This window comes from Saccharopolyspora sp. NPDC049357 (genome assembly GCF_040677225.1).
In the GTDB taxonomy this organism is placed as follows: domain Bacteria; phylum Actinomycetota; class Actinomycetes; order Mycobacteriales; family Pseudonocardiaceae; genus Saccharopolyspora.
Map to the genome: position 1 here is coordinate 78782 of NZ_JBFAQJ010000020.1, position 20381 is coordinate 99162.

A 20381-nucleotide genomic window follows, 5' to 3' on the forward strand; every position below is an offset into this window, starting at 1 on the left:
GGATTCAGCGGGCGAAATTGATCGGCAAACGCCAGGTGGGGGAGTTACATTGAAAGAATGTTTGTAGTGCTGCTGCAATACACCGCGCCAGAATCGGATATAGACGCCCAACTGGTCGATCATTACGAATGGGTCACCCAGCATTACGACGCAGGCGACTTCATCGCCGCTGGTCACCGGCACCCGCGCAACGGGGCGGTGATCATCGCTCGTGCGATGTCCCGCGGCAGGCTGGACGCCATCCTGGCGACCGACCCGTTCGCCCTGCACAAGCTGGTTCGCTACGAGGTCGTCGAGTTCCAGGCCCTGCGCACGATCCCGGAGCTCGCCGCGTACGCGGACCCGCTCACCACGGTCGCTCAGCGGTAGCGGCCGACCTGTCCCGGGCCGCGGTGCCGGCGCCGCGGCCGGGTCACTTCGCGTCCTTCTTCTTGGTCTTCTTCTGAGCCTTTTTGACCTCCGCCGCTTTCTGATCCTTGAGCAGTTTGCGCAGAGCCACGATGGGGCAGCTCTTGCACGGTGGTTGCGAATGGCAACATTTTTTCTTGACCTTGATGGTGCCTTTGCCCACGGTGCTTCTTTCCGGCGCTGGGGACGGGGTTGTGGCCGAGCGTAGGTGAACCTAACCCGACCTGGCGAACTTGATGTTCGCCGACTGTTCGCTGTTGCGCTGCGCACGTGCGCGTCGGCCCGGGATGTGCTTGCACTACCCTGGAGGGGGCCGCGTGTCGACGTAGCGCCCCCGCAACCGCGGGGTGCCGCCCGAAATGAGCTCCGCAGCAGCGGCGCAGTGGAGCCGCGGCCGGTGCCTGGAAGTCAGCAGGCGCCATGCGGGGAGATCCGCATCCGGTGCCATCGCCCAGCGGTGCATCACATCGACGAACCGCCGCGACCTTTCCGCGCCGAGCCATGGAGTACCCGCGTGTCCGCCACCAGCGTCGCCGCCCCCACGCGCAGTGATCTGCGCAACGTAGCCATCGTCGCGCACGTCGACCACGGCAAGACCACCCTGGTCGATGCGATGCTGCGCCAGTCCGGTGCCTTCTCCGAACGCGCCGAGCTCGTCGACCGCGTCATGGACTCCAACGACCTGGAACGTGAGAAGGGCATCACGATCCTGGCCAAGAACACCGCGATCCGTCGCGAGACCGAAGACGGACCGGTCACCATCAACGTCGTCGACACCCCCGGCCACGCCGACTTCGGCGGCGAGGTGGAGCGCGCGCTGTCGATGGTCGACGGCGTGACCCTGCTGGTCGACGCCAGCGAAGGCCCGCTGCCGCAGACCCGCTTCGTGCTGCGCAAGGCGCTGGCCGCGAAGCTGCCGGTCATCCTGGTCGTCAACAAGGTCGACCGCCCCGACGCGCGCTGCGCCGAGGTCGTCGAAGAAGCCCACGACCTGCTGCTGGAGCTCGCCAGCGAGCTCGACGGCGAGGTCGAGCTGGACATGGAGGCCATCCTCGACCTGCCGGTCGTCTACGCCTCCGCCCGCGCCGGCCGCGCCTCGATGGAGCAGCCCGTCGACGGCGAGCTGCCCGCCGAGGAGAACCTGGACTCGCTGTTCAAGGTCCTGCTGGACCACGTGCCCGCGCCGGTCGCGGACTTCGACTCGCCGCTGAGCGCGCTGGTCACCAACCTCGACGCCTCGTCGTTCCTGGGACGCATCGGCCTGTGCCGGATCCACTCCGGCACCATGCGCAAGGGTCAGACCGTCGGCTGGTGCCGCGAGGACGGCAGCGTCGAGAAGGTCCGCCTCACCGAGCTGCTGATCACCGAGAACCTCACCCGCGTGCCCGCCGAGGAGGCCTCCGCGGGTGACCTGGTGGCCATCGCCGGCGTCCCGGACATCACCATCGGTGACACCCTCACCGACCCGGACAACCCGAAGCCGCTGCCGCGGATCACCGTCGACGACCCGGCCATCTCGATGACCATCGGCGTCAACACCTCGCCGCTGACCGGTCGCAACGGCGGCTCCAAGATCACCGCCCGGCAGGTCAAGGCCCGTCTGGACGCCGAGCTGATCGGCAACGTCAGCATGAAGGTGCTGCCGACCGAGAAGCCCGACGCCTGGGAGGTCCAGGGCCGCGGTGAGCTGGCGCTGGCCATCCTGGTCGAGAACATGCGCCGCGAGGGCTTCGAGCTCACCGTCGGCAAGCCGCAGGTGGTCACCAAGACCATCGACGGCAAGCTGTGCGAGCCGTTCGAGCGGCTGACCATCGACGCCCCCGAGGAGCACCTCGGCGCCGTCACCCAGCTGCTGGCCGGCCGCAAGGGCCGCATGGAGACCATGGACGGGCACGGCACCGGCCGCATCAAGCTGATCTACGTGATCCCCTCGCGCGGCCTGATCGGGTTCCGCACCGAGTTCCTCACCGAGACGCGCGGCACCGGCATCGCCAACCACGTCTTCGAGGGCTACTTCCCGTGGGTGGGCGAGCTGCGCACCCGCCACAGCGGCTCGTTGGTCGCCGACCGGTCCGGCCCGGCCACCAACTACGCGCTGCTGCAGCTGGCCGACCGCGGCTCGTTCTTCGTGCAGCCCGGCAGCGAGGTCTACGAGGGCATGGTCGTGGGCGAGAACCCGCGCGCCGAGGACCTCGACGTGAACATCACCAAGGAGAAGAAGCTCACCAACATGCGGTCCTCGACCGCCGATGAGCTGGAGAAGCTGGCCAAGCCGCGCACCCTCTCGCTGGAGGAGGCCCTGGAGTTCTGCTCCGGCGACGAGTGCGTCGAGGTCGGCCCGGAGGCCATCCGCGTCCGGAAGATCACCTTGGACAGCACCACCCGAGGACGCGAGCGCTCCCGCCAGAAGGCCCGCGACAATAGCTGATCTTGGTGCCGGTGGTCGCCTTGCTCGGCGGCGCCGGTGGGGGAGCCTGAGCGGCGCTGTGGACTCCGCGCGCCACGACTGATGTATTCCGCTTACCCAGGGGGTGGACATCGGCGTCGAGGCGTGCTCGCCACAGCACCGCTCAGAACCGTCGGTGCGAGTTGCGCTCAGGTGGGGTGGAGAGGAAGCGCTTCGGCGCTTGCCTGATGGTTCGGCCTGATGGTGGTGGCGGCTGGCGCTGATGGACCCCAGGGACGATCATCGGATCGCTTGCGGAACCATGGGGGGCTCTCGCGCGTCCTGCGTTCGGACGGTGTCGTCCGGACCCGAGTCGCGTGGCCCGGGGTGATCCTCCGGCGGCCGATGTGAGGGGAGGTTCGGCGTGACCCAGGGTCGACGCCGCGCACTGGGCGCGGTTCCCCTGCTGGTGACCGTCGTCAGCCTGGTCGCGGGCTGCACGGACGCTCCGCCACCGCAGTTGGTGGAGCCGAGCCCGACGACCAGCGAACCCAGCACGAGCACTCCTGCGCAGCCGATGCCGATCGAGGTCGTCGTCGGCGTCGACGAGCTGGAGGGCGGGTTCAACCCGCACACGCTCGCCGACCTGTCGCCGACGAGCTCCGCGCTCGCCGGGCTGATGCTGCCGTCGGTGTTCCGGCCCGGCCAGGACGGCGCGCTGCAGCTCGACACCAACCTGATGGAATCCGCCGAGGTCGTCCCGGACGCGGAGAAGTTCACCGTCCGGTACCGGATCAAGCGGCAGGCCAGCTGGTCCGACGGCGCCCCGATCGCCGCCGAGGACTTCGTCTACCTGTGGGAACAGCTCCGGTCGCAGCCCGGAGTGGCGGACCCGGCCGGCTACCGGCTGATCGACGACGTCGCCTCCAGGCAGGGCGGCAAGACCGTCGACGTCACCTTCAGCAAGCCCTTCGCGGGATGGCAGACGCTGTTCAACAACCTGCTGCCCGCGCACCTGCTGCGCGCGGCGCCGCGCGGCTGGGGAACCGTCCTCGACGACGGCTACCCGGCTTCGGGCGGGCCGTTCGCGATCCGGCAGATCGACCTGGACCGCGGCGAGATCATCCTGGAGCGCAACGACCGCTACTGGGGTCCGCCCGCGCAGTCCGACCGGATCGTGCTGCGCGCCATCGACAAGGCCCGCCAGGTCGAGGCGTTGCGCAGCGGAGACAGCCACCTGGCGCTGTTCAGCGCCGACGCCGGCACCGTGCGGTCGCTGCGCGACCTGGGCGACCAGGTGCAGATGATGACCGTTCCGCGCCCGGCGACGATGGAGATGCTGCTGCGGCAGGACAGCCGCGCGCTCGCCGACGTCAAGGTCCGGCAGGCCGTGCTGGCCGCGCTGGACCGCCCCGCGCTGATCGAGGCGGGAACCGGCGGCGGGCCCGGCGAGCAGTTGCAGGCGCACGCGCAGGTCCTCGCGCCGTCCGAGCACGGCTACAAGCCGACGGAACCGGCGGGGGCGCTGCCGAAGCGTCCCGATCCGGCGCAGGTCGAACGGTTGCTGACCGAGGCGGGGTACCAGCGCACGGGCGGTTCGTGGATCCGCGACGGACGTCCGCTGAACCTGGTGATCGCCGCGCCCTTCGAGCACGAGGGCTACATCAGCATCGCCGAAGCCTCCGCCCAGCAGCTCCGCGCGCAGGGCATCCAGGCCACGGTGGTGACGCCGACCGGGGATCAGCTCTTCGGCGACATGCTCGCCACCGATCCGCACTCCGCGGAGGCGGGCACCTCGGGCACCGTCGACATGGCGGTGGCGCCGCGCCCGGCCGGCGGCGATCCGGCCGCCACCATGGCCTCGTCCTACGGCTGTCCGGGTGTGGACCCGGACAGCGAGCAGCCGCTGCCCTACAACGCGGCCGGTTTCTGCGACGAGCTCCTGCAGCCCACGATCGACGCGGCCCTGTCCGGCCGGATGCCGTTCCAGCAGGCGTCGGCGAACGTCGAGTCGGTGCTGTGGCGGGACGCGATCGCGTTGCCGCTCTACCAGCAGGCGCAGGTCCTGGCGCTGAGCAACGAGGCCACCGGCGTCCAGGCGGGCAACGGGTTCGCCGGGCCGTTCTCCACGGCCGCCCAATGGCTCGGAACACCAGCTGAGAACGACGGCTATTAATTCTCTCTCGAAGAGGCCGTGGTCGTTGTGCTTGGCGGTGCGGGTGGCGGAACCTGACACGCCTTCTGGCTCCGGATCCGCGACTTGAGCATGTCTATACGCGGCGCTGCGGCTGTCCTCCCCAGAAGACGTGTCAGAACCCGCGGCGGTGCCGGTTGCTCTGGTGGGGACTGAGGAAGCACCTTCGGTGCTTGCCTGACGTCGGGGCCTTCGTTGTTGTTCTTGTGCGCCGATTAGGCTGGACCGGTGACGCTGACGGCCCCACCGCGGTTGCTGCTGGTACACGCGCATCCAGACGACGAGACCCTGTGGACCGGCGGGACGATCGCCCGCTACGCCGCCCGCGGCGTGCAGGTCTACGTGGTGACCTGCACCCTCGGCGAGGAAGGCGAGGTCATCCCGGAGAGCTTGCAGGGGCTGGTGTCGGATCAGGCCGACCAGCTCGGCGGCTACCGGGTCGGTGAGCTCCGCTCGGCCTGCGCCGCGCTGCGGGTCGCCGACCAGCGGTTCCTGGGTGGTGTCGGCCGGTGGCGCGACTCCGGGATGCTCTGGGAGCAGCCCGGCCAGGCAACTGCCCGCCCCGACGCCCATCCGCGCGCCTTCGCCATCGGCGACCGCGAGCCGCAGGTCGCGGCGCTGGCGGACATCCTCGACGAGGTCAAGCCGCAGGTCGTCGTGACCTACGCCGAGGACGGCGGCTACGGGCACCCGGACCACGTCCGCGCCCACGAGATCACGCGCGCCGCGGTCGACCGCGTCCCGGACGTGGACAGGCTGTTCTACGCGGTGCCCTCGCGCGATGCGCTGGCCAAGGGTCTCGCCGACCTCGCGCGCGCCGAAGACCTGCCCTTCGACCTGCCCGAACCGCACGAGCTGGCCAGCGTCGCCGACGAGACGATCACCACCGTCATCGACATCGCCGAGCACCTGCCCGCCAAGATCAGCGCGCTGCGGGCGCACGGCACCCAGGTCAAGGTCTGGGTCGAGCAGTGGCGCAACGGCGACGGCGTCGCCTCCTACGCGCTGTCCAACGGCGTGGCGCACCCCGTGCTGAGCAGCGAGCACTACGTGCTGGCCACCGGCCCGTCCGAGGGCTGCGAGGCGGACCTGTTCGGCGGACTCGGGGTGAGCGGCACCGAACCGGTGGGGGACCGGTGACGCGTCGGGAGATGACCCTGTTCGGCTTCCTGCTGCTCGACGCGGTCCTGCTGGCGATCCTGGAGCTCTTGTACCTGCCGCTCTACATCGGCTCGGTGCAGTTCCCGATCACCGCCGCCGTGGCGGCCGTGACGACTCCGCTGCTGGTCGCCGAAGCCGGCCGGATCTCCCGGAGCCGCCGCGTCGCGGGCGCACCGCTGGTGCTGTGGTTCGCGGTGGTGCTGGTGTTCGGCGTGTTCGGGCCCGGCGGTGACGTCGTGCTGCTCGGCAGCGACTGGCGCACCCTGCTGCTCATCGCCGGGGGCGCCCTGCCCAGCGCCCTGATGCTCGGCATCGTCCTCGCCAAACCCGCGCGCTGACCCCTCGGGGAGTACGGCGGTTTTCGTGTGGGCGAACACCGGGTTCTCGCACCCGGTCGTCGGCCTCGGTTCGGCAGAATGGAAGCCGGGAGGACCGATGGCCGAAGTGTTGACCGATGAACGCGTCGCAGCCGTGCTGCGGCCGTTCGTGCGGGCAGCGACGCCCGTGCTCGCCGCGCTGCGCGAAGCCGACCCGGTTCGGCTGCGAGGGCGGGAGATCGACGCCCTGGGCGACGGGGCGATCCACAAGCTGCTGCGGCAGCTCGACTCGATGCAGCTGCCCGGCAGCTCCACCTGGGACGCGATGAGCGTCGACGAGCGCTGCGAATGGTGGACGTTGCGGGTCGGCCGGTTCCTGGCGCTGGCGGCCGGGCTGCCCCGGTTCGGCGGGGCGATCACCTCCCGGCTGCCGATGCGCAACGCCCTGGGCATCACCGGGCAGAGCCTGGTGCTGTGCGCGATCGCGGGCGAGCACGGGGTGACCGATTCAGCCGTCAAGGTCCAGCTGATCGCCGAGGTGCTGCTGGGCCGGAAGATCAGCCGCGAGCTGGCCTCCGGGTCCGCGGGGTCCGCCGAGGACGACGCGCGCACGCAGGAGCTCACCGAGGACATCGACGCCTCGAAGCGCAAGCACGGTAAAGCGACCGTGAAGGCCGTCGTGCGCACGGTGTGGCGCATGGCACGTGCGGTGTGGGAGTTCGATTCCGAACTCGACAAGAGACCCCAGGGACGGCTGCACCACCAGCTCCTCGGGAACCTTCCCGTGGTGGGTGTTGTCGGTGGTTACCTGGGGGAACGTTCGGCCCTCAAGCGCATCGGCCGGAAGGGGGCGGAGTGGTTGCACCAGAACGGTTTACGCCGTTAACGCATGCGACGTAGAGTCGATGGGACTCCCGAGCTGTGGGACCAGTTACGCGCTCAGGGGGGTCCGAGAGATACTGTCAGCAGTCGCGCCAGGAGATTCCTGAGCGTGCGTTGGACAACGCTTCGAGCAGGAGTGCAACCGTGACCTACGTGATCGCCGAGCCCTGCGTGGACGTGCTCGACAAGGCATGCATCGAAGAGTGCCCTGTCGACTGCATCTACGAGGGCGGGCGGATGCTCTACATCCACCCCGATGAGTGCGTCGACTGCGGTGCCTGCGAGCCGGTCTGCCCGGTCGAGGCCATCTACTACGAAGACGACGTGCCGGACGAGTGGGCCGCCTACACGAAGGCGAACGTGGACTTCTTCGACGAGCTCGGCTCGCCGGGTGGAGCTGCGAAGGTGGGCAAGGTCAGCAAGGACGTCGAGCCCATCACGAGCCTGCCGCCTCAGGGCGAATGAGTTCCGTGACCGGCCCGGGCGCAGCCGCGTCCGGGCCACGGCTTCCTGCCTTCCCCTGGGACTCGCTGGCACCGCACAAGGCGACCGCCAACGCCCACCCGGACGGCATCGTCGATCTGTCCGTGGGCACCCCGGTCGACCCGGTACCGGCGAAGCTCCAGGAAGCTCTGTCGGCCGTGGCGGAAGTGCCGGGCTACCCGGCCACGCACGGCACACCGGCCCTGCGCGAAGCGGCCGTGGAGTCGCTGCGCAGGCGCTACGGCATCACCGGTCTGGAACCGGACGCGGTGCTGCCGACCATCGGTTCCAAGGAACTGGTCGCCTGGCTGCCGACGCTGCTGGGCGTGCGGCCCGGCGACGTCGTCGCCATCCCGGACCTGGCCTACCCGACCTACGAGGTCGGCGCGAAGATCGCCGGTGCCGAGGTCGTCCGGCTCGCCCCCGGCGAGCTGCCGCCCGCCGGGACCAGGCTGCTGTGGCTGAACTCGCCGTCCAACCCGACCGGACGCGTGCTCACCGCCGACGAGCTCGGCCGGATGGTGCGCGCCGCGCAGGACATGGGCGCCGTGGTGGCCTCCGACGAGTGCTACCTGGCGCTGGGCTGGGACGCCGAGCCGGTCTCGGTGCTGCACCCCTCGGTCGGCGCCGCCCGCGACGGCCTGCTGGCCGTGCACTCGCTGTCGAAGTCGTCGAACCTGGCCGGGTACCGGGCCGGGTTCGTCACCGGTGATCCGGTGCTGGTCGCGCGGCTCCTGGAGCTGCGCAAGCACGCCGGGATGATCGTTCCGCGCCCGGTCCAGGAGGCGGTCACCGCCGCGTTGCGCGACGACGAGCACGTCTCCGCTCAGCGCGAGCTCTACGCCTCCCGCCGCGCGGTGCTGCGTCCCGCGCTGGAGTCGGCCGGGTTCACCATCGAGCACTCGCAGGCCGGGCTGTACCTGTGGTCGACGCGGGGCGAGGACGCCTGGGCGACGGTGGAGTGGCTCGCGCAGCGAGGGATCCTGGCCGCGCCGGGCACGTTCTACGGGCCTGACGGCTCTCGCCACGTCCGCATCGCGATGACGGCCACCGACGAGCGGATCGCCACCGCGGCGAAGCGCTTGGACGCCTGATCGGGCGGTTCTGGCCCGAACCGCCCCATGATCATGTCCCTCGTGCCCGGTCGGTTCGGACCAGAACGGCCGGTCGGTCTCACACCTCGGCCGCGGCTCCGCTGAGGGTGTTCCAGGCCTCCGGCCACCGGGCGCGGCGGTCGGCCTTGCGGACCTCCTCGCGTTCCACGAGACGTCCTGCGGCGAAGGCGATTCCGGCATCCGGGCGCGGCCCGAAGCCGTCGAGCAGCGCCCGGATCCGCTCCTCCGCGACGCAGGCGTCCTGGTGCTCGCCGAGGACGTCCTGGAAGCCCTTGGTCGCCTTGATCAGCACTTTCACCGGGGCGCCCAGCAGCGGTTCGGCGAGCTCGGCGGTGTAGCGGACCTTCTTTCCGTCGATGCGCAGCGCGTGCAGCTCGGCGTCGGCGGGCTCGGCCGGAAGCCGTTCGACGGCCTTGCGCAGCCTGCCGAACTGTCGCCGCACGAGGCGGCGCAGCTGCGCCGCGGCGTCCACATCGGAGCCCCGGCCGGGAAGTTCCCGCGTGGCACGGGCCAGCAGGTCCAGAAGATCCTGGTAGCGGTCGCCGTCCAGCGCTGCCAGCATGTCGTCCCTGGCCCGCAGGTACTCGGCGTCGAGGCCGGAGACCAGCTGCTCGGCGGCGCTGCGCTCGGTCTCGGTGAGGCCGGTGAACTCCGAGCGGAGCCGTTCCAGCAGCACGTCCAGATCCCGGACCGGGCCGAGAGCCCTGCCCAGCCAGCCCAGCTCGGCGCGCAGCGGCTCGGACTCGTCGCGGTCCAGGAACGGCCGCGCCGAGCGCAGCATCGCGCGCATCCGCCGCACCGACACCCTCATCTGGTGCAGCTCCTCGGGATCCTCCCCGACGCGCGTCCCGGCCTCGTGCGCCCGCAGCGCGCGCAACCGCGCGTCCAGCCCGGCGCGGACGTGAGCCGCGATCGACGCCCCGCGCCCCACCTCCACGGGCTCAGCGGAGAGCACGTCCTCGAGAAGCCGGGAAACAGCCATCCCCCATGCTAAAACGGACAACTCACCCGACAGGCTGCTCCGAACGGACCAAACTCAACAGGAAGGGCCCCTCCCACCTGCGGTGGAAGGGGCCCTTCTCAGTCCGGGATCCGGAGCATGGCGGTGTCTCAGGTTCCGCTACCCGCACCGCTGTGCAAGACGACCAGCGACAAAGGTCAGTCGTTCGCGTGCAGGGCGGCGTTGAGCTCCACCTTGCCGCCGGAGCGGGCGGTGACCTCGACGGCGCCGGTGGTGGAGTTCCGGCGGAACAGCAGGCCGTCGTTGCCGGAGACCTCGGCGGCCTTGGTGAGCGTGCCGTCCGGCAGCGTGATCTTGGTGCCGGCCGTGACGTAGAGGCCCGCCTCGACGACGCAGTCGTCGCCCAGCGAGATGCCGATGCCGCCGTTGGCGCCGATCAGGCAGCGCTCACCGATGGAGATGACCTCCTTGCCGCCGCCGGACAGCGTGCCCATGATCGACGCGCCACCGCCGACGTCCGAGCCGTCGCCGACCACGACACCGGCCGAGATGCGGCCCTCCACCATGGACGCGCCCAGCGTCCCGGCGTTGAAGTTCACGAAGCCCTCGTGCATCACGGTCGTGCCGCTGGCCAGGTGGGCACCCAGCCGGACCCGGTCGGCGTCGCCGATGCGCACGCCGGAGGGCACCACGTAGTCGACCATGCGCGGGAACTTGTCGATGCTGTAGACCGTCACCGGGCCGCGCGCGCGCAGCCGCAGCCGGGTCGCCTCGAAGCCCTCCACCGGGCACGGCCCGTGGTTGGTCCACACGACGTTGGCGAGCAGGCCGAACTGGCCGTCGAGGCTCAACCCGTGCGGGTGCACCAGGCGGTGCGACAGCAGGTGGAGCCGCAGGTAGACGTCGTGCGCGTCGGCCGGGGCGTCGGCGAGCTTGGCGATGTCGACGCGGACCGCGATGACCTCGACGCCGCGGGCGTCATCCCGCCCGAGCAGCGCGACACCGGCCTCGCCGAGGGACTCGGCGGCCTGCTCCGCGGTCAGCTTGGTCGTGCCGGACTGGCCCGACTCGTTCAGCTTGACGGTGGGGAACCAGGTGTCGAGAACCGTGCCGTCGTCGGTCACGGTCGCCAGGCCCACGCCGTGGGCACCCGTGGTCTGCGGGTCGGGGATGTTCGCGCTCATGCCCAAAACGGTAATCGGCAACGCGGTGCTCGGCCCGCACGGGGTGGGGCGTTCAGCTCTTCAGCGCACTCGGGAGGTGGCACCCGGTGGTGACCGTCAGGATCGTGCCGCGCGAGGTGCCGAAGGTGTAGACCCCGCCGTAGGAGTCGTTGCCGGTGATCTCGTGGTCGCCGGTGCGGTTGACGATGATCTCCGGTTCGCCGAAGCCGTACTCCGCGGTGATCGACCGGACGATGGACACCGCGCTCGGCCAGTCCACGTCGGCGACCGGCTGCGCGGCCCGCCAGGACTCCAACACCCGGCTCTCGGCGTCGGCACCGGCGAACTCCGAGCAGCCCACCTTCGTCTCGGGAGACGACACCGCCCACTGCAACGGCCCGACCAGGCGATCCAGCAGGTCGCGCAGGCGCTGCTGCATCTGCTCGTACTGCGCGCTGATCTGCTCGATGCTCGGACGCTGCTGGAGCGCACTTCGCGGGTCCAACACGGGTACCCCCGTCACGGTCGGACGTAGATCCGGACGTAGAGAAATGATGCCGGATCGTCGATCTTGGCCGGACCCGGCACCCCTCTGAGTTCCCTGTGAGCCTCGACACTCAACCGAACAGGTTCAGCACGACGCTCATCAGCACCAGCGCGACCAGCGGTCCGACCACCAGCCCCACCAGCCCGACGACCGCCGCGGTGCCCGTCGAGCCCGGCCGCCGGACCCGGAACCACAGGAACACCGGCCCGGCCAGCAGCACGAGCACGGACACCGCCGTGACGGCCCCGGCCGGCGTGCAGCCGCCTTGCCCGCCCGGGTGACAGGGCACGGCCGCGCTCCAGACGCCGATGAACGCGGTGAAGGCCGCGATCGGCAGCGCCGCGAGCGTGGCCAGCACGGCGAAGACCACCGCCGCCGTGCGGCCGCTGGTGTCGGGCGCGCTCACGACCTCACCCCTTCGCAGACTGCAGCAGGTGGCACCCGGTCCGCACGCTCAGAACCGTGTTGGCGGCGGCGCCGAGCTGCAACCGGGCCCCGTAGGGGTTGTGCAGCTCGATCTTGTGGTCGCCCGGCCGGTCGGTGACCACGTGCAGCTCGGTGAACCCGCGAGAAGCACCCACCTCGGTGGCGATCCGCAGAGCTCGTGCCCACTGCTCGTCCGGGATGCCGCCCTTCTGCATCCACGTGGCCAGGGTGCGCTGCTCGGCACCTCGCACGTCGGCGAAGTCCGGGCACGCCGACTCACCGGTGTTGCCCTCGTCGGTGAACTCCGGCAGCCCGATCTCGGCGACCAGCCGTTCCCGCAGCTCCTGCTGCATCCGGTCGTAGTCGGCCACGACCTCCTCCATGCTGGGTCGCTGCCGCAGTGCGTTGAGCTGGTCTTCCATGCTTCCCCCATCGGGTCCGCCGGCCGCGCAACCGGAGAGGAGCGCGGCGCTGAGGATCAGTGTGGCGAATCGCCTCATGAGAACAGGTCCTTGATGTCCGAAACCCGGTCGCTGCCCCAGTCCTGGACGGCCGAAGCGCCTTCCTGGACCTGGTGCGGAACGTACGACAGCCCGTCGCCCACGCCGTCGGTCTTCCCCTCCACCGCGTTCTCCGGCACGCCGCCGACGACCGAGGCGATGTTGTGCTGGCTGGTGGTGTCCGGGTCGAGGTAATCGCTGTGCCCGGTGACCTGCCCGCCCTCGTCGGACTTCTCGGTCGACAGGTCGGTGAACCCGTCCATGTGCGACGGGTCGCCGCCGAAGCGGGCGAAGTCGGCGACCGGATCGTTCTTGGCCTCCAGCCGGTAGGTGTGACCCTCCGGGACGTGCAGGTCCTCGATGTCGTTGGTGCCGACTCCGGGGGAGCCGTAGATGATCGCGTCGTCCACGCCGTGCCCACCGCCCTGCAGCGCGTAGCCGGTCGTGGAGGAGCCGTAGGAGTGCCCGATCGCGGTCAGGTGCGGATCGGTCTCGCGAGAGCTGTTGATGCCCTTGTAGAACTCGTTGAGCTTCGCCCCGCCCTCCTCGGCCGACTTCGAGCTGGCGACGGAATCGCCCAGCAGGTCGGTGTTCTCGGACTCCTGCGGGGCCTCGTAGCCGAGCCAGAACACACCGGCGACCTCGCCCTCCTTGCCGGACCGCATCATCTCCCGCTGGGATTCGGCGACCAGTTCCTGGGTTTCGGCGTCGGCGCCCTTCAGGCTGCCCTCGACGGTGGTGGTGTACCCGGGGGTGAACACCGAGACGTGGTCGGCGGTGTCCACGTCGCCCACGGCCACGGCGGTCTTCAGCCGCTCACCGCCGGCGTCGAGGACCAGCAGCTGCCGGTCGTCGCGGGCGATGGTGTCCTCGACGGCGTCCAGGCCCTTGAGCTTCGCGTCGATCTGGTCGGCCTTCTCCTGCTCGTCCTCGCTGATCCCGCCCTGCGCCAAGCGGTTCCGCTCGCCGCGCAGCTGCGCCCGGGTGTCGTCGAGGTTCGCGCGGTTGGCCGCGTCGCGCACGACCGCCGGGATGCCGTCGCGGTTGCCCAGCCACGCGGGCGGGTTCTCCCGCAGCGCCGAGCGCTGCTCGTCGGACAGCGACTTCCACCAGTCGGCGTTGGCCTGAGCGGTGTTGTGCGGCGGTTTTCCGGCGGAGGCGGCGAGCGCCTTCAGCTCGTCCGTCTCGGCCGCGTCCGCCAGTGATGTGCCCTTGCCGGGCTTGATCTGGTCCTCGTCCGCGGCGGTGAGGGTCTTGGCGAGCGCGGCGTCGATGGCTTCGGCCTGGTCGAGGATCTTCTCGATCTCGGCGACCAGGTCGTCGCGCACGCGGGTGCGCTCGGCCTTGACCTGCTCCAGCTGGTCGGCCGGAACGTTCTGGGGCGGGGCGACGTCGCGGACGCCGCCGTCCTCGGTGATCTGGAAGCCGTGGGCCTGGGCCTCGTGGTCGGTTGTGTCGACGCGGCGTTTGAGCGCGGCGACGTCGTCGGCGGCGGTGGCGACCGCCGCCCGGACCGTCGCCACCTCGGCGACCAGCGAGCGCATCTCCTCCAACAGCCGCCGGTGCTGCTCGGCGGAGCGCTGCGCGGCTTCGCCGGTCCAGCCGTCGGGGTTGCGGGCGCCGTCGAGCTCGTCCTGCAGGTTGATCAGGCCGTCCCGGCGCTTGCCGAGATCGCCGTGCACCGCGTCGAGGCGATCGGCGTTCCAGCGCCGCACGTCGGCGTAGCTGACCATCCCGCTCACCGCCCGGCCGCGTCGATGGCGCGGGCGTTGTCGGAATCGCTGCGCTCGTAGGTCTTCGCGGACGCCGCCAGCGATTCGCCGTGCGCGGTCGCCTCGTCGCTCCACGTCGTGAGGGCGCGCTGCCAGCTCTGGGCGACCCGGGTCGCCGCGCCCTCGCTCTTCCCGCCGGGAAGAGCTTCGGCGATGTCCGCCGCCGGTTCGCCGAGCTTGATCCGCGCCGCCTGCTCACCGGCGAGGTCCGCGCTGCGCCCCGCCTGGTGCAGTGCTTCCGGTTCCGCCCTCAACCCCATGTCAGCCTCCGCGAGCCCACCAGTTCGATGCGGGAGCCTAGCCCGCTGATCATCGGTTCGATGGGGGTTCCGGCGATCCGGTTCCCGCCGATGCGGCCCGCGCAGGTCAGCGGGGTAGCCTGCCGGTCGTGACCGCTTCGTTGGACCTCACGTCGGACCCCGTCGAGCTGACCGCCGCGCTGGTGGACATCCCCAGCGTCTCCGGGTCGGAGAAGAACATCGCGGACGCGGTGGAGGAGGCGCTGCGCGCCCAGGCCCCGCACCTGGAGGTGGTCCGCAACGGCGAAGCCGTGCTGGCGCGCACCCACCTCGGCCGCGACACCCGCGTCGTGCTGGCCGGGCACCTCGACACCGTGCCGATCAACGACAACCTGCCTTCGCGGCGCACCGGATCCGGTGACGACGAGCTGCTGCACGGTTGCGGCACCACCGACATGAAGAGCGGCGACGCCGTGATGCTGCACCTCGCGGCCACGCTCACCGAACCGCGTCACGACCTGACCTTCGTGTTCTACGACTGCGAGGAGATCGAGGCCGAGCGCAACGGTCTCGGCCGCATCGAGCGCGAGCTGCCGGAATGGCTCGACGGCGATCTGGCGGTGGTGTGCGAGCCGTCCAACGCGGCGATCGAGGCGGGCTGCCAGGGCACCATCCGCGTCGAGGTTCGCACCACGGGCACCCGCGCGCACACCGCCCGCGCGTGGATGGGGGAGAACGCGATCCACGCGGCGCAGCCGATCCTGCAGCGGCTGGTTGACCACACGGCGCGCAACCCGGTGATCGACGGGCTCCAGTACCGCGAGGGGCTGCAGGCCGTGAAGATCACCGGTGGGATCGCGGGCAACGTCGTCCCGGACTCCTGCGTGGTCACCGTCAACCACCGCTTCGCCCCAGACAAGTCCGCCGAGCAGGCCGAGGCGGAGCTGCGGGAGCTGTTCTCCGGCTACGAGGTCGTGGTCACCGACCTGTCAGCGGGTGCCCTCCCGGGTCTCACGTCCCCGGCCGCCGCTCAGCTGGTCGAGGCGTCGAACTCCGAACCGGTCGCCAAGCTCGGCTGGACCGACGTCGCCCGCTTCGCCGCCCGCGGCCTCCCCGCTGTCAACTTCGGCCCCGGCAACCCCACCCTCGCCCACACCCAGCAAGAACACGTCCGCACCACCGAGATCCGCCACTGCACCACCACCCTCCACCGCTTCCTCTCCTAACCCGACACCCCCCAGAGGCAACCGGATTACGGCGGTATTCAGGTCCCCGATTACCGGAGTAATCCGGGGTGGTCCCCGAATACCGCCGTAATCGGGGCCCTGATTACCGGGGTATTCGGGTCACCGAAAGGGGTGTGAGGGGGTCAGGCGGTGCCCAGGACCTCGGTTTCGGTGGGTTCCTCGGTGACGCGTTGCTTGGGGAGGGCCGGTGTTGGGGCGGGTTCTTCCGGGAGTTCGGCGGCTTGGCGTTCGGCTTCGGTGAGCTCCGGGGCCTCGGGTTCTTCGGGTTCCTCCGCAGGAGTCCGGGGCTTCTCAGCGGCCGGCTGGTGGATGCGGTCGACGAACTGCAGGAGTTCCACCGGGAACGGCAGGACCAGGGTCGAGTTCTTCTCGGCCGCCACCTCCACGACCGTCTCCAGGAGCCGCAGCTGCAGGGCGGCCGGGGTGTCGGCCATGACGTGCGCGGCGTCGGAGAGCTTGCGGGAGGCCTGGTACTCGCCGTCCGCGGAGATCACCCGCGAGCGGCGCTCGCGCTCGGCTTCGGCCTGACGGGCGATGGATCGCTTCATCGACTCCGGCAGCGAGACGTCCTTGATCTCCACCCGGTCGATGTGCACGCCCCAGCCCAGCGCCGGGCTGTCGATCATCAGCTCCAGGCCCTGGTTGAGCCGTTCGCGGTTGGACAGCAGGTCGTCGAGGTCGCTCTTGCCGATGATCGACCGCAGCGAGGTCTGCGCGACCTGCCCCACCGCGAACAGGTAGTCCTCGACGTTGACCACGGCGCGCGCCGCGTCCTCGACCCGGAAGTAGACCACCGCGTCCACCCGGACCGTGACGTTGTCGCGCGTGATGCCCTCCTGCGCGGGTACGGGCATCGTGACGATCTGCAGGTTGACCTTACGCAGCCGGTCCACCCCGGGAATGATCATGGTGATGCCGGGGCCGCGAGTGCGTTCCTGCAGCCGACCGAAGCGGAGCACCACGCCCCGCTCGTACTGCTTGATGACCTTGGTGCTCGCGGCGACGCAGACGACACCGATCACGAGGATGGCGATGAGCAGTTCGATGAGCATGACCGGCTCCCGGGCTCGCGGAGGAACGGCCCGACGGCGCCCGAACGCCTGCGTAGATCGCGGAGCAGATCTGCGTGTCGCGCCCGGCTCGCGTCGCCGGCGCCGCTAGATCTTTTCTTTCGATCGTACGCCGCGAGACCGCCCTGTGAATCCCCCGTGAACAGGCATTTCACCCGGGCTGTCCAGCGGCGGGGCGGTTCGGAGAACGATCGGTGCGTGCGTAGGCTCGACGCCATGACAGTCGATGGCCAGTGGGGTGAACCCAACGGTGCGGAACGTCCGCACGAGAAGCAACGCGGCCCCGTGGTGCTGCGCCGCTCGCGGCTGAGCGAGCCGACCACCACCGACCAGCGCCTGCTGGACTCCAGAGGTCCCTCCGACTGGGTGCACACCGACCCCTGGCGGGTGCTGCGCATCCAGGCCGAGTTCGTCGAGGGCTTCGGCGCGCTGGCCGAGGTGCCGCGCGCGGTCACCGTCTTCGGTTCCGCCCGCACCCCGCGGGAGCACCCCGAGTACGCCTCCGGCGTGGAGCTGGGCCGGGCGCTCGCGGGCATCGGCTGCGCGGCCATCACCGGCGGCGGCCCCGGCACGATGGAGGCCGTCAACCGCGGCGCCTCGGAGGCCGGTGGCCTGTCGATCGGCCTGGGCATCGAGCTGCCCTTCGAGCAGGGTCTGAACCCGTGGGTCGACCTGGGCGTCAACTTCCGGTACTTCTTCGTCCGCAAGACGATGTTCATGAAGTACGCGCAGGCGTTCATCTGCCTGCCAGGCGGTTTCGGCACCATGGACGAGCTGTTCGAGGCGCTGACCCTGGTGCAGACCAAGAAGGTCACCAAGTTCCCGGTCGTGCTGTTCGGCAGCGACTACTGGCAGGGCCTGTACGACTGGATCCGCGACCGGATGCTCGAAGGCGGCAAGATCGGTGAGCAGGACATGTCGTTGCTGCACGTCACCGACGACATCGACGACGCGGTGTCGATCGTGCAGGAGGCGTACGAGGCGTGGGAGGCGGCGCATTGAGCACGGATGTTTCGGTCTGCGTCTACTGCGCGTCCGGGCCGGTGCCGCAGCAGTACCTGGACCTGGCCGCCGAGGTGGGCCGGAAGATCGCCAAGCGCGGCTGGACCCTGGTCTCCGGCGGCGGCAAGGTCTCGATGATGGGTGAGATCGCCCGCGCGGTCCGCGCCGACGGCGGTCGCACCATCGGCGTCATCCCGCGCGCGCTGGTCGACCGCGAGGTCGGCGACACCGACTCCGACGAGCTGCTGGTCGTGGACACCATGCGCGAGCGCAAGGGCTTGATGGACGCCCACGCGAACGCGTTCCTGACGCTGCCCGGCGGCATCGGGACCTGCGAGGAGCTCTTCGAGATCTGGACCGCTCGCTACCTGGGCATGCACAGCAAGCCGGTCGTGCTGCTGGACCCCGACGGGCACTACCAGGGCCTGCTGGACTGGCTCAACGGCATGGTGCGCAGCGGTTTCGCCTCGCAGAGCTCGCTGGACGTGCTGACCGTGACCGCCGACGTCGACGAGGCGCTGGACGCCCTGGTCGGCTGAGCGAGATCAGGACGCGCCGACCGCCGTGCGGATCAGGTGGGTGAGCGCCGGCAGCGGGATGTCCGGGCGGACCTCGCCGAGCACCGGCGCGAGCCGGATCCAGAACGACTGGACGCGGGGAGCGCTGGGCCGCTCGGTGGCCAGCTCGTCGACGAGCTCGGCGAGCCGCCACTTCGCCTCGTCCAGGTCCAGGCCCGGCTCGGGGTGCTGGTCGAGGACCTCGACGAGGGAGTTCAGGTAGACGCGGATCTGGTCCAGCGCGGACAGCTGGGCCGCGTGCTCGGGGTCGTCCCGGCGGTTCGGGGCGCTCCGGGCGAGCAGGCCGGCGCCGTTGGTCGTTTCGGCTTCGCGGTCGGCCACGGGTATCGGCTCCTGATCGGATCGGCCGGGGAGAGCGGGTCTCCGTTTATCGATCTCCGAGTGTGCTCGGTTCAGCCGATCGGGAGCCTCCGTTCGGGTTCGCGCCACCCGAACGGCCGACTCCCGTTGTTGTGATTCACATCATGCGGGGCCTGATCGCGAAAGGACCTTCGTCCTCTTGTGTGGGGACGGTGACAGTGCAGGCAAATATCCGTAGAGTCGCTACCTGTGAAGGCTGACGCGCTCCGCGGCCACTTGGACGCCCTGCTCCTGGCCACCCTCGACGGCAAGGCGTTGCACGGTTACGCGATCATCGAGGCTTTGCAGGATCGCAGTGGTGGCGCCCTCGACCTGCCCACCGGCACGGTCTACCCGGCGCTGCGCAGACTCGAGCGAGCCGGTTTCGTGCAGAGCTCCTGGAGCACCGTCGGCGGACGCCAGCGGCGCACCTACCGGCTCACCCAGGCGGGATCCCACACCCTCCAGGCCGAACGCCGCGCCTGGCGGGAGTTCACCCACGCCATCGAAGGTGTCCTGACCGCCCCGGCCAAGACCTGACGACCACCCGCGCGGCGGAGGTCGACCGCGCTGCTCGCGTTCGCGCTCCGGCTGTCTGACGGACGGTCGGTGGGCCGTGCCACGATTGGTTCGTGGCTAGTGCGCTCATTTACCTGTTCGTGGTGCTGGCGGTCGCGGCCGCGGTGTACCTGCTGGCTTCGCTGGTCTTCGGACGCGGCGAGCAGCTCGCGCCGTTGCCGCCCGGTTCCACGCCCACCCGGCTGCCCTCCGCCGACGTCGAGGGCTCCGACGTGCGCGCGGTCCGGTTCCAGCAGGTCCTGCGGGGCTACAAGGTCACCGAGGTCGACTGGGTGCTGGACCGGCTGGCCGGCGAGCTCGACGAGCTGCACGGCCGCGTCGCGGTCCTTGAGCGCCAGCTCGACGTCGCCGGGCAGGAGCTCGACAAGGCCCGCAGCGCGGTGACCGAGGGCGGTGCCGGGGATGAGTGACGGCGCGGCGGTCGTCGGCGAGGACGGTCGCGCGCGGTGCCCGTGGGGCGCCGGGCAGCCGGACTACGCCGCCTACCACGACCAGGAGTGGGGCGTTCCGCTGCGCGGTGAGCCGGAGCTCTACGAGCGGATCACCCTGGAGTCGTTCCAGTCCGGCCTGTCCTGGCTCACGATCCTGCGCAAGCGGCCCGCCTTCCGGGAAGCGTTCGCGGGCTTCGACCCGGCCGCCGTCGCCCGGTTCGGCGAGGACGATCGGCAGCGGCTGCTCGGTGACGCCTCCATCGTCCGGAACCGGGCCAAGATCGACGCTGCCATCACCAACGCCCGCGCCGTCCTGGAGCTCGACCGCCCGCTGGACGACCTCCTCTGGTCGTTCGCCCCGCCGCCGCGCCCGGACGCCGAACGCCCGGTCAAGCTCGGCGACGTCCCCGCCATCACCGACGAGTCCAAGTCCATGGCCAAGGAGCTCAAGCGCCGCGGATTCGTCTTCGTCGGTCCCACCACCTGCTACGCCCTCATGCAGGCCACCGGCATGGTCGACGACCACCTCAAGAACTGCTGGCGAGCCTGACCCCCGGCGGTGACGCGATTTCAGTGGAAGT

The 20381-nt window shown here is 70.4% G+C and carries 24 protein-coding genes; 14 read left to right on the forward strand and 10 right to left on the reverse strand.

Features of this window, described 5'->3' with window-relative positions:
* Positions 1-57: 57 nt before the first annotated feature.
* Positions 58-369 (forward strand): YciI family protein, encoded by a 312-nt coding sequence (locus AB0J91_RS18420; RefSeq protein WP_132678267.1) that lies wholly within the window; start codon positions 58-60, stop codon positions 367-369.
* Between the two features lie 43 nt (positions 370-412).
* Here the strand turns inward: AB0J91_RS18420 and AB0J91_RS18425 are convergent, their stop codons facing one another.
* Positions 413-571: a hypothetical protein gene (locus AB0J91_RS18425; protein ID WP_363870171.1), complete on the reverse strand. Its 159-nt coding sequence runs from the start codon at positions 569-571 to the stop codon at positions 413-415.
* A 351-nt stretch (positions 572-922) separates the two neighbouring features.
* Between AB0J91_RS18425 and typA the strand changes: the two genes are divergently transcribed.
* The 7 genes from typA to dapC all read left to right on the forward strand — a co-directional run bounded on the left by typA (position 923) and on the right by dapC (position 8925).
* Positions 923-2836, forward strand: a complete 1914-nt coding sequence (gene typA / locus AB0J91_RS18430; RefSeq protein WP_363870174.1) for a translational GTPase TypA — start codon at positions 923-925, stop codon at positions 2834-2836.
* Between the two features lie 382 nt (positions 2837-3218).
* Positions 3219-4970 carry an ABC transporter family substrate-binding protein gene (locus AB0J91_RS18435; protein WP_363870177.1) on the forward strand — a complete coding sequence of 584 codons (1752 nt, stop codon included), beginning with the start codon at positions 3219-3221 and terminating at the stop codon, positions 4968-4970.
* Positions 4971-5216: 246 nt separating this feature from the next.
* A complete protein-coding gene (gene mshB / locus AB0J91_RS18440) occupies positions 5217-6128 on the forward strand; it encodes an N-acetyl-1-D-myo-inositol-2-amino-2-deoxy-alpha-D-glucopyranoside deacetylase (protein ID WP_363870180.1) in 912 nt (303 codons plus the stop codon).
* Between the two features lie 11 nt (positions 6129-6139).
* Entirely contained in the window at positions 6140-6487 is a 348-nt protein-coding gene (locus AB0J91_RS18445; protein WP_363870269.1) for a hypothetical protein, read from the forward strand.
* Between the two features lie 97 nt (positions 6488-6584).
* Positions 6585-7352 carry a hypothetical protein gene (locus AB0J91_RS18450; protein WP_363870183.1) on the forward strand — a complete coding sequence of 256 codons (768 nt, stop codon included), beginning with the start codon at positions 6585-6587 and terminating at the stop codon, positions 7350-7352.
* A gap of 140 nt (positions 7353-7492) precedes the next feature.
* The gene (fdxA, locus tag AB0J91_RS18455) at positions 7493-7813 is read left to right on the forward strand and encodes a ferredoxin (RefSeq protein ID WP_363789494.1); all 321 of its coding nucleotides are present in this window, start codon (positions 7493-7495) and stop codon (positions 7811-7813) included.
* Positions 7810-8925, forward strand: a complete 1116-nt coding sequence (dapC, locus tag AB0J91_RS18460; protein WP_363870186.1) for a succinyldiaminopimelate transaminase — start codon at positions 7810-7812, stop codon at positions 8923-8925. Before fdxA ends, dapC begins: the two co-directional genes overlap by 4 nt.
* Positions 8926-9004: 79 nt before the next feature.
* On the opposite strand, the gene AB0J91_RS18465 is transcribed toward dapC, so the two are convergent.
* The 7 genes from AB0J91_RS18465 to AB0J91_RS18495 all read right to left on the reverse strand — a co-directional run bounded on the left by AB0J91_RS18465 (position 9005) and on the right by AB0J91_RS18495 (position 14575).
* A complete protein-coding gene (locus tag AB0J91_RS18465) occupies positions 9005-9928 on the reverse strand; it encodes a CHAD domain-containing protein (RefSeq protein ID WP_363870189.1) in 924 nt (307 codons plus the stop codon).
* A gap of 176 nt (positions 9929-10104) precedes the next feature.
* The gene (gene dapD / locus AB0J91_RS18470; protein ID WP_363789497.1) at positions 10105-11091 is read right to left on the reverse strand and encodes a 2,3,4,5-tetrahydropyridine-2,6-dicarboxylate N-succinyltransferase; all 987 of its coding nucleotides are present in this window, start codon (positions 11089-11091) and stop codon (positions 10105-10107) included.
* A gap of 52 nt (positions 11092-11143) precedes the next feature.
* Positions 11144-11578, reverse strand: coding sequence for an LppA family lipoprotein (locus tag AB0J91_RS18475; RefSeq protein WP_363870192.1), 435 nt, complete (start codon positions 11576-11578; stop codon positions 11144-11146).
* A gap of 109 nt (positions 11579-11687) precedes the next feature.
* Positions 11688-12023, reverse strand: a complete 336-nt coding sequence (locus tag AB0J91_RS18480; RefSeq protein ID WP_363870195.1) for a hypothetical protein — start codon at positions 12021-12023, stop codon at positions 11688-11690.
* A gap of 4 nt (positions 12024-12027) precedes the next feature.
* On the reverse strand, positions 12028-12543 hold the full coding sequence (locus AB0J91_RS18485; RefSeq protein WP_363870198.1) for an LppA family lipoprotein: 516 nt from the start codon (positions 12541-12543) through the stop codon (positions 12028-12030).
* Positions 12540-14276 (reverse strand): alpha/beta hydrolase, encoded by a 1737-nt coding sequence (locus AB0J91_RS18490; RefSeq protein WP_363870201.1) that lies wholly within the window; start codon positions 14274-14276, stop codon positions 12540-12542. Before AB0J91_RS18490 ends, AB0J91_RS18485 begins: the two co-directional genes overlap by 4 nt.
* A gap of 5 nt (positions 14277-14281) precedes the next feature.
* Positions 14282-14575 carry a hypothetical protein gene (locus tag AB0J91_RS18495; protein ID WP_363870204.1) on the reverse strand — a complete coding sequence of 98 codons (294 nt, stop codon included), beginning with the start codon at positions 14573-14575 and terminating at the stop codon, positions 14282-14284.
* 128 nt (positions 14576-14703) lie between these two features.
* On the opposite strand from AB0J91_RS18495, the gene dapE reads away from it, so the two are divergent.
* Positions 14704-15780, forward strand: coding sequence for a succinyl-diaminopimelate desuccinylase (dapE, locus tag AB0J91_RS18500; RefSeq protein ID WP_363870207.1), 1077 nt, complete (start codon positions 14704-14706; stop codon positions 15778-15780).
* 143 nt (positions 15781-15923) lie between these two features.
* Here the strand turns inward: dapE and AB0J91_RS18505 are convergent, their stop codons facing one another.
* Positions 15924-16853, reverse strand: coding sequence for a slipin family protein (locus AB0J91_RS18505; RefSeq protein ID WP_363870210.1), 930 nt, complete (start codon positions 16851-16853; stop codon positions 15924-15926).
* Positions 16854-17087: 234 nt separating this feature from the next.
* Here AB0J91_RS18505 and AB0J91_RS18510 point away from each other — a divergent pair, with 234 nt between their 5' ends.
* The gene (locus AB0J91_RS18510; RefSeq protein WP_363789505.1) at positions 17088-17873 is read left to right on the forward strand and encodes a TIGR00730 family Rossman fold protein; all 786 of its coding nucleotides are present in this window, start codon (positions 17088-17090) and stop codon (positions 17871-17873) included.
* Positions 17870-18412, forward strand: coding sequence for a TIGR00730 family Rossman fold protein (locus AB0J91_RS18515; protein ID WP_363870213.1), 543 nt, complete (start codon positions 17870-17872; stop codon positions 18410-18412). The genes AB0J91_RS18510 and AB0J91_RS18515 overlap by 4 nt, the downstream gene beginning before the upstream one ends.
* Positions 18413-18418: 6 nt before the next feature.
* Here the strand turns inward: AB0J91_RS18515 and AB0J91_RS18520 are convergent, their stop codons facing one another.
* Positions 18419-18772, reverse strand: a complete 354-nt coding sequence (locus AB0J91_RS18520) for a hypothetical protein (RefSeq protein ID WP_363870216.1) — start codon at positions 18770-18772, stop codon at positions 18419-18421.
* A 228-nt stretch (positions 18773-19000) separates the two neighbouring features.
* On the opposite strand from AB0J91_RS18520, the gene AB0J91_RS18525 reads away from it, so the two are divergent.
* From AB0J91_RS18525 to AB0J91_RS18535, 3 genes are all read left to right on the forward strand, one after another.
* Positions 19001-19330: a helix-turn-helix transcriptional regulator gene (locus AB0J91_RS18525; RefSeq protein WP_363870219.1), complete on the forward strand. Its 330-nt coding sequence runs from the start codon at positions 19001-19003 to the stop codon at positions 19328-19330.
* 92 nt (positions 19331-19422) lie between these two features.
* Entirely contained in the window at positions 19423-19779 is a 357-nt protein-coding gene (locus AB0J91_RS18530) for a DivIVA domain-containing protein (protein WP_363870222.1), read from the forward strand.
* Positions 19772-20350, forward strand: coding sequence for a DNA-3-methyladenine glycosylase I (locus AB0J91_RS18535; RefSeq protein WP_363870225.1), 579 nt, complete (start codon positions 19772-19774; stop codon positions 20348-20350). The genes AB0J91_RS18530 and AB0J91_RS18535 overlap by 8 nt, the downstream gene beginning before the upstream one ends.
* The last annotated feature ends 31 nt before the right edge of the window (positions 20351-20381 follow it).